The following is a 13,824-nucleotide window of genomic DNA, read 5'->3' as shown; positions in this document are numbered from 1 at the left end:
TCCTCCGCCATCGTAGCCGTGCCCGCGTCGGACTTCTATTCCTGCTGCGCCCGCCGCAGTCGTTGCTCCAGCCCCCGCAGTGCCAGCGACAGGCTGACAGTGAGGATGAGATAGATATAGGCGACGATCGAATAGGTCTCGAAGAAGCGGAACGAGCCGGCGGCGTAGATCTTGCCCATCTGCGTGATGTCGGCGACGCCGAGCACCGAGACCAGCGAGGAATCCTTGACCATGGCGACGAAGTCATTGCCGAGCGGCGGCAGGATGGTGCGGATCGCCTGTGGGAACACGATCAGCCGGAAGCGCTGCGTGCGCGTCAGCCCGAGCGCCTTGGCAGCCTCGATCTGGCCTTTCTCGACTGACTGGATGCCGGCGCGGAAGACCTCGGAGATGAAGGCGGAATAACCGATGGTCAGCGCCATGATCGCACGCCACAACAGCGACACGTCGCGCACCAAAAGCTCGCCGAGATAGCCGGCGTTTTGCAGCGGCGCGGTCAGCGCATTCCACGCAGCCACGAAGGCCGGCGCGCCGGCGAAGGCGATCCAGAACAACAGCACCAGGATCGGCACGCCGCGGATGATCTCGACATAGAAACGAGCGATCTGCTTGAGCCAACGCGACCCCGACAGCCCCATCAGCGCAATGCCGAGCCCGACGGCGGAAGCCAGCGCGAAGGCGACCACGGTGACAAGAATGGTGATGCCGATGCCTTTGGCGACGGTGGCAAAAACCTGGGCGTAGAGATCGCTGGCGGCAATGGAGAGCGCAGCGACGACGGCGAGCGCGATCGCGGCGGCAAGCCACCAGGGGAAATCGGATTTGAGAGTCGAAGCGGGGGGCGTGGCCATCAGGGCGCTTCACCCTCCCCCTTGTGGGGAGGGTCGGCGAACAAGCTTTGCATCGCAAAGCTGGTGAGCCGGGGTGGGGGTCGTGACAAAGCGCCGGCGCTGGCACCCCCACCCCGCTCCGCTTCGCGGATCGACCCTCCCCACAAGGGGGAGGGTAAGGAGTCGGACATCACTGCCCCATCTTGTAGTCGAGAAACCACTTCTTGTTCAGCGCCTCGATCGTGCCGTCGGCCTTCAGCGCCGCGATCGCCGCGTTGACCGGCTTCACCAGGTCCGAGCCCTTCGGGAAGATGAAGCCAAAATCCTCGGTGCCGAGCGGGCCGCCGATCAGCTTGAGCTTGCCGCCGGAGGCATCGACATAGCCTTTGCCGGCGGTGCCGTCGGTCAGGACGACATCGACGTCGCCGGATTTCAGTGCCTGCACCGAAGCGCCGAAGGTCTCGAACTGCTTGATGCGCGGGTTCTGCTCATTGCCGTCGAGCACGCTGTAGACGGCGGTGTAGAACGGCGTCGTTCCGGCCTGCGCGCCGATCAACCCGTCCTTGAAGGCGGCGAAGGTCTTGGCGTCGGTGAAGCGGCTTTCATCGGCGCGCACCAGCATGAACTGCTCCGAACGCATATAGGGGTCGGAGAAATCGACCTTCTCCTTTCGGTCGTCCTTGATGGTGATGCCGGTCATGCCAATGTTGTACTGGTTGTCGGAAACCGCCTGGATCATCGCGTCCCAGGAGGTGTTCTGGTACTCCACCTTGAAGTTCAGCCGCTTGGCGATTTCGTCCATCGCGTCATACTCCCAGCCGATCTGCTTGCCGGTCTTGGCGTCGATGAACTGCAGCGGCGGATAGGCGTTTTCCGTCACCACCACGACCTTCTTGCCGCCGAGATCGGGCAGTGCATCGGCCGCCCATGCAACGACGGGCGCGAGGAAACAGGCCGCGAGGGCGGCCAGCAGCAGCTTCGATTTGGTCATGACACGCTCCAGGATGAGAAGCCCGCTTGCAGCCGGGCTCGCATGAAAATCCAGGCGCGACTTTAGCCGTCCGCAGACGGCTTGCAAGCCGGTCCGGTGCTCAGCGTCCGGTGAAAGCGGATTCCAATGCCTTCAACCAACGCGGTTTTAGAACGCCCCGTGGTCGGAATTTATTCCGTGATTGCGCCGCCGGCAAACCAGGCCCCTCCTGGACACGGGAACCCGTCAGATGACGGATCAGGATGGTGACGTAGCCTCACGCAGCTTGGCGACAAATCCGGTCAAGGTCCGGTGCAGCGACTTCAGCTCCTCGACTTCCAGCGGCATGGCGCAGGCAAGGCCTGCGGATACGTCCTTGATGCGGGCGCGCAGCGCCTGGCCCTTGGCAGTCGGTTCGACCAGCACGCGGCGCTCGTCGGCCGGATCGCGACGGCGGGTGACGAGACCAGCCGCTTCCATCCGCTTGAGCAGAGGCGTCAATGTCGCCGAATCCAGCCCCAGCGCCTCGCCGAGTTCGCCGACCGTGCTCGGCGCATGCTGCCACAGCGCCAGCATCGCCAAATATTGCGGATAGGTCAGGCCGAGCGGGTCAAGCAGCGGCCGATAGAGCTTGGTCATCAGCCCGCTCGCCGAATAGAGCGCGAAGCAGAGCTGCTGGTCGAGGCGCGGAACGGCGATCCTCCCGGCGGTGTCCGCCGGGACTTCGCTGGCCCTGGTTTCGGTCTTCGTCGTCATGCTGCCTTTGCCGGAAGCGCCACGGTCGAAAGCGCCACCTCGATATTGCCTTTGATCGCATTGGAATAGGGGCAAATCTGATGCGCTGCCGATACAAGCGCTTCCGCCGCCGCCTGATCAAGGCCTTTGGTCTCCGCGGCCAGTGCGACACCAAGTTTGAAGCCTTCACCATTGGGAAGCAGGCTGACGGTGGCGCTCACCGCCGCATCGTCCAGCGGCAGCTTCTGCTTGCGCGCGACGAAGCGGATGGCGCTTTCGAAGCAGGCGGCATAGCCGACCGCGAACAGCTGCTCGGGATTGGTGGCGCCACCCTGTCCGCCGAGCTCCTTCGGCAAAGCGAGGTCGACCTTCAGCAGGCCGTCGCTGGTCTCGCCGTGGCCGGCGCGGCCGCCGGTGACGCGAGCCTGTGTGGTGTAGAGTGCCATGTCAGTTCTCCATTTGCTTTGTATACGATCATTTAGTGTACAAGATAATTCGAGTCAACAGCCGTGGCGCAACTCTCGGCCGGCAATCGTTCACAGTCTGGTGAAACGAAAAAAGGCGGCCGAAGCCGCCTTTTCAAAATCCTTGGTCGAGATCTTATTCGGCCGGGGTCGCTTCCGCGGCCTTTGCAGCCTCGTCGGCGGCCTTGGCGGCTTCGTCGGCGGCCTTCTTCTCGGCGGCTTCCTGCGCGGCCTTCTCGGCTGCCAGCGCCTGCACGGCGGCGATCTTCTCGGCCTCGATGCGGGCCTTCTCAGCGTTCAGCGCGTCGCGCTCCTCATCGTTCAGCTTGCGGGCGCGCACGCCGGTGTTTTCCGAAATACGGGCCGACTTGCCGCGACGGTCGCGCAAATAATAGAGCTTGGCGCGGCGCACCTTGCCGCGGCGCACGATCTCGACGCCTTCGACCATCGGCGAGTAGACCGGGAAAACGCGCTCGACGCCTTCGCCGTAGGAGATCTTGCGGACGGTGAAATTTTCCTGGAAGCCGGCGCCGGCGCGGGCGATGACGACGCCCTCATAGGCCTGGACGCGGGTGCGGGTGCCTTCGGTCACGCGGACCTGGACGCGCACGGTGTCGCCGGGCTGAAACTCGGGAAGCTTGCGCTTGGCTTCGATCTTGGCGGCCTGTTCGGCCTCGAGCTGACGGATGATATCCATCTCAATAGTCCACTTCTTGTTCTTCCGACAGTCAGAGCGTCCGACACTCGCCTTGCAGTTCCATTGACCGCTCGGCTATGCCCTTTGTCCCCGAGACATCTTGTCTTCGAAACATTGGGCAGGGGCGACTACACCGTCATTGTTGACGGGTCCGGGAGATTTTTCTCGCCAGTACGGGCGGGCACATACAGCTATTTCACTGACTTGTCACGCCTTGGCCCTGTCTTTTTTGGTCGCATGCCACCACGCAATCGTCCAGTGCAGGGTTGCGCCGGCCCTTCAAGCTTCCTAATCCGGGAGCAGCACACTTGTCCGGCGGCCTCACAATGTCTGTTTTCGACGCAGTCCTGCTCTTCCTCGCGGGTTTTCTGTCAGGCGCCGTCAACGCCGTTGCCGGCGGCGGCACCTTCATAACCTTCGGCGCCATGACGCTGGCCGGCCTGCCGCCGATCGTCGCCAACGCCACGTCCTCGGTAACGCAGTTTCCCGGTTACATCACCTCGACGCTGGCTTACTGGACCGACATCAAGCATTTCTGGCGCGGCGCGCTGCTGCTTTGCCTGATCTCGGCTTTGGGCGCGCTGGCTGGTGCGCTCATCCTGCTGGCGCTCTCAAATCCGTCGTTCCGCGCCCTCGTGCCGTGGCTGCTGCTGGCCGCAACCGCCTTGTTCGCCGCCGGGCCGTGGCTGAAACCAACGCCGAAGCCTGGGCATGAAGCCACGGTCGGCTCTCTGGCCGGTTCGCTGGCGCAGTTCGCTACCGCCATCTATGGCGGCTTCTTCGGCGCCGGCATGGGCGTCATGATGCTGGCGACGCTCGGCCTGACGCAATCCGGCGACTATCACCGGCTGAACGCGCTGAAGAACATGCTGGCCGTGGTCATCGCCGCCGTTGCCATACTGGTCTTCGTTTCCGGCGGCGTTGTTGCCTGGCCTCAGGCAATCGTCATGATCCCCGGCGGCGCGCTCGGCGGCTATGCCGGCGTCTGGATCGCCAAGCGCGTGCCGCAAAACGCAGTACGCGGCTTCGTCATCGCCGTCGGCCTGTTTCTCGCCGTCTACTATTTTGCCAAGGGCTGAGCGGCGAGCAAATCCGGCCGGCGCTCCCTGGTCAGCTTCTCGGACTCGGCGCGCCGCCACGCGGCGATCTTCTTGTGATTACCGGAGACCAGCACGTCGGGGATGGGGCGGCCTTCGAACTCCTGTGGCCGCGTGTAATGCGGGTGTTCGAGCAGGCCGTTCTCGAAACTTTCTTCCTCGCCCGACACCGCATTGCCCATGACGCCGGGCAACAGCCGCACAACGGCGTCGAGCAGCACGAGCGCCGCCGGCTCGCCGCCCGACAGGATGAAATCGCCGATGGAGACCTCTTCCAGTCCACGCGCCTCGATCAGCCGCTGGTCGACGCCCTCGAACCGGCCGCAAACGATGACGGCGCCTGGCCCGCCAGCCAGTTCGCGCACGTGCGCCTGCGTCAGCGGCTTTCCACGCGGGCTCATCAGCAAACGCGGCCGCGGATCGCCCGCCGGCGACGTGTGGTCGATCGCCTTGGCCAGCACATCGGCGCGCATCACCATGCCGGCGCCACCGCCGGCCGGCGTGTCGTCGACGGTGTGATGGCGATCGCTGGCGAAGTCGCGGATCTGGATAGCTTCCAGCGACCATGTCCCGACTGCGAGCGCCCGTCCGGCCAGCGACAGGCCTAGCCCGCCCGGAAACATCTCGGGATAGAGCGTCAGCACCGACGCCTTGAACGTCACCGGTTGCCTCCGGCTTCGCGCGGCCCGCGCGGTCGGCCCTTCGCGTCGAAATCTTCTTCGCGCGGCGCGTCGCCATCCTCATCCTCGACAAGGCCGGCGGCTGCCGGGTCGACGCGGAGAAAACCTTCGGCGATCGAAACCTGAGGCACGGCGGCCTGGGTGAACGGGATCAGCACGCCTTTGCGCCCGCCGAGGGTAACGTCGAGAATGTCGCCGCCGCCGAAATTATGCACCGCCACCACCTTGCCGATGACCGCGCCCTTATCGTCGCGGACTTCAAGTCCGACGAGATCGGCGTGGTAGAATTCGTCCTCCTCGCCATCGTCGGGCAGCATCGAGCGGTCGACGAACAGCTCGGTTCCGGCCAGCGCCTCGGCGGCGTTGCGGTCGGCAATGCCCTTGAAGCGCACCACCACGACGGTGTTGGCGGGCCTTATGTCGGTGATCTGGAAAACGCGGCCGTCCTTGGCATAGAGCGGCCCATAATCGGCCAGCGCCATCGGCTCGCCAGTGAAAGTCTTCACCCGCAATTCGCCCTTGATGCCGTGGGCGGCGCCGATCACGGCCATTTGCACGGGGTTCTGGGGCTTCGACATGGCTGATATCCTTTGCCCTGCTCTAACGCCCTACCGGCGTCATTTCAATGACAGGTTCTTCACCGCTTCCTAACCCGGCTGCCTGACAATGGCGGCATGCAGGAATTTCTCATCCCGGCAAAACCCGACCTCCAGGCAGCGCGCGAAAGCTGGCTGAAGATGCTGGCGCGCGAGCGCCGGCTGTCGCCGGCGACCGTCGAAGCCTATGAGCGCGACACGCGCCAGTTCCTGCATTTCCTCACAGGGCATTGCGGCGGCTCGCCTGGTCTTTCCGACATCGCCACTCTCCGCCCGGCCGATCTGCGCGGCTTTCTTGCCGCGCGGCGCAACGCCGGCGCCGGCGCCCGCACGCTCGGACGCGGCCTCGCCGGCATCCGCTCGCTGCTGCGCTTCCTCGAACTGCGCGGTCTCGCCAATGCCGCCGGTGCCGCTGCGTTGCGCGCGCCGCGCCAGCCGAAATCGCTGCCCAAGCCGCTGACCGCCAGCGATGCCAAACATGTCGTGTCGGTGGAAGGCCAGCTGGCTGAAGAGCCCTGGATCGCCGCCCGCAACGCCGCCGTGCTGACGCTGCTTTATGGATCGGGCCTGCGCATTTCCGAAGCGCTGGGCCTCAGCGCCGCCGACCTGGCATCGGAAGCCGACACCGTGCTGCGCGTCACCGGCAAGGGTGGCAAGACACGGCTGGTGCCGGTGCTGCCGGTGGCGCTCAGGGCAATCGCCGAATACCGAAAACTGTGTCCCTACCATCTCGATCCCAAGGGCCTGCTGTTTCGCGGCGCCCGCGGCGGGCCGCTCAACCCGGCCATCGTCCAGCGCGACATGGCCAGGCTGCGCTCGGCGCTGAACCTGCCTGACACCGCGACGCCGCACGCGTTGCGCCATTCCTTCGCCACCCATCTGCTCGGGCGCGGCGGCGACCTGCGCACCATCCAGGAACTGCTCGGCCACGCCAGCCTGTCAACGACGCAGGTCTATACCGGCGTCGACACCGCAAGACTGCTCGAGATTTACGAATCCGCGCATCCCCGCGCGTGACCACTGTATAAGTCCAGGACAATTTCCCCACGCCGGTTAACCGTTTCGCCGCTTTTCAGTCCTAGAACCGCACCATGAAACGCGCCCTTGCCATTGCCGATCGCGCGGCCCTTGTGTCGCTGAAGCTGCTCGTCGCGCTCAACGCCGTGTTTTGCCTGTCTTTTCTCGTCGTGCTGCTGCTTGCCATGGGCAGGGCGCATGCCGAAGCCCCGGCCTGCGCCGGCGCCGATCTGCTGTCGGCCCTGCAGAAGGAAGACCCCGCCACCTATTCCAGGATCGAGACGGAAGCAGCAGCGACGCTGAACGGCAAGGGCCTGTTGTGGAAGCTGGAGAAATCAGGCGAAAAGGCATCCTTCCTGTTCGGCACCATGCACATGACCGACCCGCGCGTGACCACTCTGCCGCCGGCAGCCAGGAAAGCCTATGACGCCGCCGGCACCATCATCATCGAGACCACCGACGTGCTCGACAAGCAGAAGATGATGGAGGCCATGCTCAAGGAACCCGAGCTGATGATGTTCACCGACAACACGACGTTGTCGTCGCTGTTGTCGCCGGAGGATGCGGCGGTGGTGAACAAAGGGCTCGATGCGCGCGGCATTCCGCCGGCGAGCGTCTCCAAGATGAAGCCGTGGCTGCTGTCGGCCATGGTCGCGCTGCCGGTCTGTGAGGTCGCCCGTCAGGCAGGCGGCGCACCGGTTCTGGACGTCAAGCTGGCGCAGGACGCCAAGGCCTTGGGGAAGCCGGTGGAAGGGTTGGAGACCGCTGCCAGCCAGCTGCGCGCCATGGCCTCGCTGCCGATTGCGTTCCACATCAAAGGGCTGGTCGAGACCCTGAAGCTCGGCGACAAGATAAACGACATCAACGAAACCATGATCGTGCTTTACCAGCGCGGCGACACCGGCACCTTCTGGCCGCTGTTGCGTTCGATCTCGCCCGACGAAGACGACGACGCAGGTTACGCCGAATTCGACCGGACGATGATCACCGGCCGCAACAAGGTCATGGCCGACCATGCCGCACCGATCCTGGCCAAGGGCAATGCCTTCATGGCCGTCGGCGCCATGCATCTTCCCGGCCCCGAAGGCCTGGTCGAGGATTTTCGCAAGGCCGGCTATACCGTCACCGCCGTCGACTGAGCAGCGCCCGTCTTGAATACCGAATCACGTAAGCCCGGCTCTGTGCGGTGCGCAACTGATTCGCAAAGCGGAGGCGGTTGGCCCTATTTTTGGCGGAAAAGGCCAGCTAAGCTCGTTCTACCTCGTTCGTGATTGATTTTGCGGGGGAAATACAGGCCAACGAGCGGTTGCGAATCAGAATTTTCCTGCGTTCGTCAATTTGAAGGCCTAGTATGAACCCGTTCAACGGTTGCGCGTTGAGGGGTGTTGATTGATGCTTTTCATCCACGGAGGACACTTTTATGGCGAACCCTAACGATCCAGCGCCCAGGTCGGGTGGTGGCAGCGGCTGGCTGATTGCGCTGGTCGTCGTCATCCTTGCGATTGTCGCGTACTATGTTTTCGGCAGAAGCGGCGAACATCCTGCACCCGCAGAGCCGCCGGCAGCCAGCACACCGGCGCCCGCACCTGCACCGGCTGAGCCGATGAAGCCCGCCGAACCGGCTCCCGCACCAGCCCCTGCTCCCGCACCGGCTCCTGCGCCAGCCCCGGCACCCGCGCCCGCTCCGGCGCCGAGCCCGTAATCTGGCCAACTGATCTGGCATCTTGATTCCAGCCAAGAACGGCCCGCTGAAAAGCGGGCCGTTTTGTTTGGGGCACCTATCGGCGAGCGTCGCGATTCTTCACCGCCCCCTCTGTCCTGCCGGACATCTCCCCCTCGAGAGGGGAGATCGGCAGTTCACGAACAGCGCCAGGTTAGAAACGTGAGAAACTTGAAAGCTCGCGACGCGGCGGTGAAGTCCAATCTCCCCCCTTGAGGGGGAGATGGCCGGCAGGCCACAGGGGGGTGCTGTCCCTCCAGCGTTTCCTTAAATATGGATCGGCTTGAAGAACGTCGCCAGCGCTGCTTCCTTCACCGCTTCCGACATTGTCGGATGCGCGTGGCAGGTGCGGGCGAGGTCTTCGGATGAGCCGCCGAATTCCATCAGCACCGCCGCCTCATGAATCATCTCGCCGGCGCCGAAGCCGACAATGTGGACGCCGAGCACGCGGTCGCTGGCTTTGTCGGCGAGGATCTTCACGAAGCCGTCCGTGTGCAGCATGGCGCGCGCGCGGCCGTTGGCGGTGAACGGGAATTTGCCGCTTTTGTAGTCGATGCCGGCCTTCCTCAGCTCTTCCTCTGTCTTGCCGACCGAAGCGATTTCCGGGCTGGTGTAGACGACGCTCGGAATGACGTCGTAATTCACATGGCCGGCCTGGCCGGCAATGGTCTCGGCCACCGCCACGCCTTCATCCTCGGCCTTGTGCGCCAGCATCGGCCCGGCGATGACGTCGCCAATGGCGTAGATGCCGGCCACGTTGGTCCTGAGATGCCCGTCGGTCTTGACCCGGCCGCGCTCGTCGACCTCGACGCCGGCTTCTTTCAACCCGAGGCTGTCGGAATAGGCCCGGCGTCCGGTCGAGATCAGCACCGCGTCGGCCTCGATGGTCTCGGCCGCACCACCCTTGACCGGTTCGAACGCAACGGCGGCGCCCTTTTTGGCCTTGGTCACCCCTGTCACCTTGGCGCCGAGCTTGAACTCGAAACCCTGCTTGGAAAGCAGGCGCTGGAACTGCTTGGAGACCTCGCCGTCCATGCCGCCCAGGATGGTGTCGAGGAATTCGACCACGGTGACCTTGGCGCCGAGCCGTGCCCAGACCGAGCCGAGCTCCAGACCGATGACCCCACCGCCGACCACCACCAGATGTCCCGGCACTTTCTCCAGCGACAGCGCGCCGGTCGACGATACGATCACCTTCTCGTCGATGTCGACCTTGACGCCGGGAATGCCGGCGACATCGGAGCCCGTGGCAATAACGATGTTTTTCGTCTCGATCTCCTCGACCTTGCCGTCCTCAGCCGTCACCAACACCTTGCCGGCCGCAACCACCTTCCCGGTGCCACGGAAACTATCGATCTTGTTTTTCTTGAACAGGAAGGCGACGCCATTGACGTTTGCCGAAACGGTCGCGTCCTTGTGCGCCATCATCTTCTTCAGATTGAGTTTCGGCGCCGGTATCTCGACGCCCAGCGCATCGAAGGAATGGCCGGCCTCGGCGAACATCTCCGAGGCATAAAGCAGCGCCTTGGATGGGATGCAGCCGATGTTCAGGCAGGTGCCGCCGAAAGTGGCGTTCTTCTCGACCACCGCGACCTTGAGCCCGAGCTGTGCCGCCTTGATGGCACAGACATAGCCGCCCGGTCCCGACCCGATGATAACGACATCATAAGCCATGTTCGTTTCCCTTAGCTTGGGGCTCAGCGGCCGCCGCTTACATTCAGGATTGCGCCCGTCGTGTAGGACGCTTCATCCGACAAAAAATAGAGAACGGCACGCGCGACTTCATCCGCCGTGCCGGCTCGTTTCATCGGCAGCATGTCGCGGAACCGCTCGACCCGGTCCGGCTGGCCGCCCGAAGCGTGGATCTCGGTGTCGATGATGCCCGGCCGTATCGCGTTGACGCGCACGCCTTCGGTCGCGACTTCGCGCGCCAGGCCGAGCGTAAAAGTGTCGATCGCCGCCTTGGACGCTGCATAGTCGACATATTCGCCGGGCGAGCCGTGTAGCGACGCCGCCGACGAGATGTTGACGATGGCGCCGCCCTGGCCGCCATGCTTGCTCGACATGCGTTTAACCGCTTCGCGCGCGCACAGGAACGAGCCGATGACGTTGATGCGCATCATGCGCTCCAGCCGCGCCAGGCTCATCTCATCGACGCGCGCCTTGACGTCGACGATTCCGGCATTGTTGACCAGGGCGTCGAGCCGACCGAAGCGGCGGTCGACCGCTTCGAACATTGCCACGATGTCGGCTTCGTTGCCGACGTCACCCTTGACCGCAAAGGCTTCACCGCCCGCTGCCTCGATTTCGGCAACCAGCGCCTGGGCCGCGGCCTCGTTTGCGGCATAGTTGACCGCGACGCGGTAGCCGGCCTTCGCCGCAAGCCGGCAAGTGGCCGCACCAATGCCGCGGCCGCCGCCGGTGACCAGAAGAACTTTCTTCGCCGCGCTCATTCCTGGCAACCTTTCAGCAAAAACACATCCCACGGCAGTTTCGAAAAACCGATGGAGCCAAAGGCGGACGACATCTGCAACGATGGACCCAGATCGGGGAAGATCAGGCTCTGCGGCGCGTCCGTGCCTTCCGCCGCCAGGAGCGCGATGTTGCCCTTATCGTCGGCGCTGTAGATGACGCCATGCCAGACCGTGCAGGCGGCAAGCTCGTCACCGGTGACGTCGCCGGTCGGGCATTTGTACATCAGCGAGCCATGCGGTCGCGAAACACCGGAGGTCCACATCACAATGCCGTCGAGCACGATGCCCTTGTCGAGCACAATCTTGAAGGTATTGGTGACGGTGACCGCATCCGTCGTCGGCCGGAAATCAATGCCGGCCTCGCTTTCGGCATCGCCATAGACAGCAAGCGCCAGCGGGCAGGCGGCATGCGCCTCGTAACCCGCTGCGAGAACAGCCAGCCCGGCCATAAATCCGATCATTGGCGAAGCGATGTTTGTCATGAATTGCTCTGGCTGCTCTCGCGGCCGTCGGCGTTTTCGAGCACCTCGAAATCGGTCATCAAGACCAGCGGCTCGCCGGCCGCATCCAGTCCCCAGAAGGAATAATAGTTCCCATCACCGAAGCCAGTGTCGAACATGGCTATATTAAGCGGATTTCCATCAACCGGATTATCCATGCGGAACTTGTCGAACGAGCATGCAACGTCAGCAAGATAGCTGTCGAGTTCCTCCTGGTCGGACATCAGCGTCAGAACCGACTTGTCCATGAACGAAGCAACATTATCATCGACAATAAATCCAGACTTCCAGGACGATGTGCCGACGTCGCGGACGAAGGCAGCCAACTCCCACCGCACCGGCAAGCCAGTGCCAAACCGCAATACCGCTGCAGCAACACGGCCTTGCGCCTCAAGCAACGTGACTGGATAGCATCCCGGCCTGACCTTACGGCTAAACACAGGCCGTTCCAGCCCGGTAATCAGTGGATCGCAAGCGATGATTTCGCCGGTCGGTAGCTCAAGCTCACCGATCGCCGTGACGATGATCTTCCGCTCCGCCATTTCGGCTTCGCTGAGAGCGAAGACACCGAGATTGCTGCTCGCCGGCGCCGAATCCCATTCAGTCGATGTCGCCGGCGGAGAGATGGCGGCGGAAGCCGCCGGCCGGGAACGCCTCAATACGCTACCCGCTACTCGACCCAGCTTGAACCCAAACCGCGCCAGCCAGCCGCTCATGACGGATCAGCTCCGATCACAAATCAAGCACCAGCCGTTCGGGATCCTCCAGGCTATCCTTGACGCGGACCAGGAAGGTCACGGCTTCCTTGCCGTCGACGATACGGTGATCGTAGCTGAGCGCCAGGTACATCATCGGCCGAATCACGATCTGGCCGCCGACCACGACGGGCCGGTCCTGGATCTTGTGCATGCCAAGAATGCCCGACTGCGGCGCATTGAGGATCGGCGTCGACATCAGCGAACCGTAGACGCCACCGTTGGAAATCGTGAACGTACCACCCTGCATGTCGGCGACCGACAGCTTGCCGTCCCGCGCGGCGATGCCCAGCCGGCCGATATCCTTCTCGATCTCGGCAATCGACATTTGGTCGGCATTGCGCACCACCGGCACGACGAGACCCTTTTCGGTGCCGACGGCAACGCCGATATGGGCATAGTTCTTGAAGATGATGTCGGTGCCGTCGATCTCGGCATTGACCGAGGGGATTTCCTTCAATGCGTGCGTAACCGCCTTGGTGAAGAAGCCCATGAAGCCGAGCTTCACGCCATGCTTCTTCTCGAAGATGTCCTTGTACTTGGTCCTGAGCGCCATCACCGCCGACATGTCGACCTCGTTGAAGGTGGTCAGCATGGCGGCGGTCGACTGCGCTTCCTTGAGCCGGCGCGCAATGGTCTGGCGCAGCTTGGTCATGCGCACGCGCTCCTCGCGCGACGCATCGTCGCCCGAGGACGGCGCACGCACGGCGACCGGAGCCGGTGCGGCCTTCGGAATTTCGGCCGGCTGCGACGGCGCGCCCTTGGAAATCGCGTCGAGCACGTCGCCCTTCAGCACCTGGCCGCGCTTGCCCGAGCCAGAAACCTGGTCGACCGACAGATTGTTCTCGGCGATCAGCTTTGCGGCAGCTGGCGCCGGCGGCATTGTGCGCGGCTCGACCGGCCCGGCATCGCCGGCGATCTTGGCGGTCTCGGCCGCGGCCTGCTTGGTCGTATGTGCCGCGTCGGGGCTCGACGCCTGCGACACAGCTTGCGGCTTGGTCTCCTGCTTGGACGCCGGGGCGGCGGCAGCGCCTCCAGCCGAGATCGAACCGAGCAGCGCACCGACGCCGACGGTCTCGCCTTCCTTGGCGGTGATCTCGCCCAGCGTGCCGGCGGCGGCGGCAGGCACCTCCACCGTCACCTTGTCGGTTTCGAGCTCGACCAGCGGCTCGTCGACGGCAATGGCATCGCCGACCTTCTTGAACCACTTGCCGATGGTCGCCTCGGTGACGGATTCGCCGAGAGTGGGAACGCGGATTTCGGTAGCCATTGTGCCTGTTCCGTTTCTT

Annotated in this window: 15 protein-coding genes; 3 read left to right on the top strand and 12 right to left on the bottom strand. The window is 63.9% G+C overall.

Annotated elements, in window-relative coordinates; all coding sequences use genetic code 11:
* Positions 1–35: 35 nt before the first annotated feature.
* The 5 genes from NKK50_RS28350 to rplS all read right to left on the bottom strand — a co-directional run bounded on the left by NKK50_RS28350 (position 36) and on the right by rplS (position 3,696).
* Complete coding sequence (locus tag NKK50_RS28350; protein ID WP_023698366.1) at positions 36–851, bottom strand: amino acid ABC transporter permease; 816 nt, start codon at positions 849–851, stop codon at positions 36–38.
* 169 nt (positions 852–1,020) lie between these two features.
* Positions 1,021–1,821, bottom strand: coding sequence for a transporter substrate-binding domain-containing protein (locus tag NKK50_RS28345; protein WP_023834686.1), 801 nt, complete (start codon positions 1,819–1,821; stop codon positions 1,021–1,023).
* Positions 1,822–2,058: 237 nt separating this feature from the next.
* Positions 2,059–2,556, bottom strand: coding sequence for a MarR family winged helix-turn-helix transcriptional regulator (locus tag NKK50_RS28340; RefSeq protein WP_023683877.1), 498 nt, complete (start codon positions 2,554–2,556; stop codon positions 2,059–2,061).
* Positions 2,553–2,981, bottom strand: coding sequence for an organic hydroperoxide resistance protein (locus NKK50_RS28335; protein ID WP_023694503.1), 429 nt, complete (start codon positions 2,979–2,981; stop codon positions 2,553–2,555). The genes NKK50_RS28340 and NKK50_RS28335 overlap by 4 nt, the downstream gene beginning before the upstream one ends.
* Before the next feature lie 154 nt (positions 2,982–3,135).
* On the bottom strand, positions 3,136–3,696 hold the full coding sequence (gene rplS, locus NKK50_RS28330; RefSeq protein ID WP_023670525.1) for a 50S ribosomal protein L19: 561 nt from the start codon (positions 3,694–3,696) through the stop codon (positions 3,136–3,138).
* Between the two features lie 326 nt (positions 3,697–4,022).
* Here rplS and NKK50_RS28325 point away from each other — a divergent pair, with 326 nt between their 5' ends.
* Positions 4,023–4,775 carry a sulfite exporter TauE/SafE family protein gene (locus NKK50_RS28325; RefSeq protein ID WP_023683874.1) on the top strand — a complete coding sequence of 251 codons (753 nt, stop codon included), beginning with the start codon at positions 4,023–4,025 and terminating at the stop codon, positions 4,773–4,775.
* On the opposite strand, the gene trmD is transcribed toward NKK50_RS28325, so the two are convergent.
* Both trmD and rimM read right to left on the bottom strand, forming a co-directional pair.
* The gene (gene trmD / locus NKK50_RS28320; RefSeq protein ID WP_023698365.1) at positions 4,757–5,455 is read right to left on the bottom strand and encodes a tRNA (guanosine(37)-N1)-methyltransferase TrmD; all 699 of its coding nucleotides are present in this window, start codon (positions 5,453–5,455) and stop codon (positions 4,757–4,759) included. The genes NKK50_RS28325 and trmD overlap by 19 nt on opposite strands.
* Positions 5,452–6,051 carry a ribosome maturation factor RimM gene (rimM, locus tag NKK50_RS28315; protein WP_023730247.1) on the bottom strand — a complete coding sequence of 200 codons (600 nt, stop codon included), beginning with the start codon at positions 6,049–6,051 and terminating at the stop codon, positions 5,452–5,454. The genes trmD and rimM overlap by 4 nt, the downstream gene beginning before the upstream one ends.
* A 96-nt stretch (positions 6,052–6,147) precedes the next feature.
* Here rimM and NKK50_RS28310 point away from each other — a divergent pair, with 96 nt between their 5' ends.
* Positions 6,148–7,086: a tyrosine recombinase XerC gene (locus NKK50_RS28310; protein WP_023834687.1), complete on the top strand. Its 939-nt coding sequence runs from the start codon at positions 6,148–6,150 to the stop codon at positions 7,084–7,086.
* A 74-nt stretch (positions 7,087–7,160) separates the two neighbouring features.
* Positions 7,161–8,225, top strand: a complete 1,065-nt coding sequence (locus NKK50_RS28305) for a TraB/GumN family protein (RefSeq protein ID WP_023683873.1) — start codon at positions 7,161–7,163, stop codon at positions 8,223–8,225.
* Positions 8,226–9,073: 848 nt separating this feature from the next.
* Here the strand turns inward: NKK50_RS28305 and lpdA are convergent.
* Genes lpdA through odhB form a run of 5 tightly spaced genes read right to left on the bottom strand, consistent with a single transcriptional unit; the run spans position 9,074 to position 13,805 of the window.
* Positions 9,074–10,480: a dihydrolipoyl dehydrogenase gene (gene lpdA / locus NKK50_RS28300; protein ID WP_023702623.1), complete on the bottom strand. Its 1,407-nt coding sequence runs from the start codon at positions 10,478–10,480 to the stop codon at positions 9,074–9,076.
* Between the two features lie 23 nt (positions 10,481–10,503).
* Positions 10,504–11,259 carry an SDR family oxidoreductase gene (locus NKK50_RS28295; RefSeq protein WP_023834688.1) on the bottom strand — a complete coding sequence of 252 codons (756 nt, stop codon included), beginning with the start codon at positions 11,257–11,259 and terminating at the stop codon, positions 10,504–10,506.
* Positions 11,256–11,762, bottom strand: a complete 507-nt coding sequence (locus NKK50_RS28290) for a hypothetical protein (RefSeq protein ID WP_023834689.1) — start codon at positions 11,760–11,762, stop codon at positions 11,256–11,258. Before NKK50_RS28290 ends, NKK50_RS28295 begins: the two co-directional genes overlap by 4 nt.
* The gene (locus tag NKK50_RS28285) at positions 11,759–12,496 is read right to left on the bottom strand and encodes a DUF4241 domain-containing protein (RefSeq protein WP_031195599.1); all 738 of its coding nucleotides are present in this window, start codon (positions 12,494–12,496) and stop codon (positions 11,759–11,761) included. Before NKK50_RS28285 ends, NKK50_RS28290 begins: the two co-directional genes overlap by 4 nt.
* A 16-nt stretch (positions 12,497–12,512) precedes the next feature.
* Positions 12,513–13,805, bottom strand: a complete 1,293-nt coding sequence (gene odhB, locus NKK50_RS28280; protein ID WP_023742114.1) for a 2-oxoglutarate dehydrogenase complex dihydrolipoyllysine-residue succinyltransferase — start codon at positions 13,803–13,805, stop codon at positions 12,513–12,515.
* Positions 13,806–13,824: the final 19 nt, after the last annotated feature.

The sequence above is a fragment of the Mesorhizobium sp. M0001 genome, from assembly GCF_040324255.1.
Taxonomy (GTDB): domain Bacteria; phylum Pseudomonadota; class Alphaproteobacteria; order Rhizobiales; family Rhizobiaceae; genus Mesorhizobium.
The sequence above is the reverse complement of the archived record's forward strand: the minus strand, read 5'-3'. Positions and strand labels throughout refer to the sequence as shown.

What these genes read in the sequence shown, in the direction of transcription:
- NKK50_RS28350 (WP_023698366.1), bottom strand. Translation starts at nt 851, where the DNA reads ATGGCCACGCCCCCCGCTTCGACTCTCAAATCCGATTTCCCCTGGTGG.
- NKK50_RS28345 (WP_023834686.1), bottom strand. Translation starts at nt 1,821, where the DNA reads ATGACCAAATCGAAGCTGCTGCTGGCCGCCCTCGCGGCCTGTTTCCTC.
- NKK50_RS28340 (WP_023683877.1), bottom strand. Translation starts at nt 2,556, where the DNA reads ATGACGACGAAGACCGAAACCAGGGCCAGCGAAGTCCCGGCGGACACC.
- NKK50_RS28335 (WP_023694503.1), bottom strand. Translation starts at nt 2,981, where the DNA reads ATGGCACTCTACACCACACAGGCTCGCGTCACCGGCGGCCGCGCCGGC.
- rplS (WP_023670525.1), bottom strand. Translation starts at nt 3,696, where the DNA reads ATGGATATCATCCGTCAGCTCGAGGCCGAACAGGCCGCCAAGATCGAA.
- NKK50_RS28325 (WP_023683874.1), top strand. Translation starts at nt 4,023, where the DNA reads ATGTCTGTTTTCGACGCAGTCCTGCTCTTCCTCGCGGGTTTTCTGTCA.
- rimM (WP_023730247.1), bottom strand. Translation starts at nt 6,051, where the DNA reads ATGTCGAAGCCCCAGAACCCCGTGCAAATGGCCGTGATCGGCGCCGCC.
- NKK50_RS28310 (WP_023834687.1), top strand. Translation starts at nt 6,148, where the DNA reads ATGCAGGAATTTCTCATCCCGGCAAAACCCGACCTCCAGGCAGCGCGC.
- NKK50_RS28305 (WP_023683873.1), top strand. Translation starts at nt 7,161, where the DNA reads ATGAAACGCGCCCTTGCCATTGCCGATCGCGCGGCCCTTGTGTCGCTG.
- lpdA (WP_023702623.1), bottom strand. Translation starts at nt 10,480, where the DNA reads ATGGCTTATGATGTCGTTATCATCGGGTCGGGACCGGGCGGCTATGTC.
- NKK50_RS28295 (WP_023834688.1), bottom strand. Translation starts at nt 11,259, where the DNA reads ATGAGCGCGGCGAAGAAAGTTCTTCTGGTCACCGGCGGCGGCCGCGGC.
- NKK50_RS28290 (WP_023834689.1), bottom strand. Translation starts at nt 11,762, where the DNA reads ATGACAAACATCGCTTCGCCAATGATCGGATTTATGGCCGGGCTGGCT.
- NKK50_RS28285 (WP_031195599.1), bottom strand. Translation starts at nt 12,496, where the DNA reads ATGAGCGGCTGGCTGGCGCGGTTTGGGTTCAAGCTGGGTCGAGTAGCG.
- odhB (WP_023742114.1), bottom strand. Translation starts at nt 13,805, where the DNA reads ATGGCTACCGAAATCCGCGTTCCCACTCTCGGCGAATCCGTCACCGAG.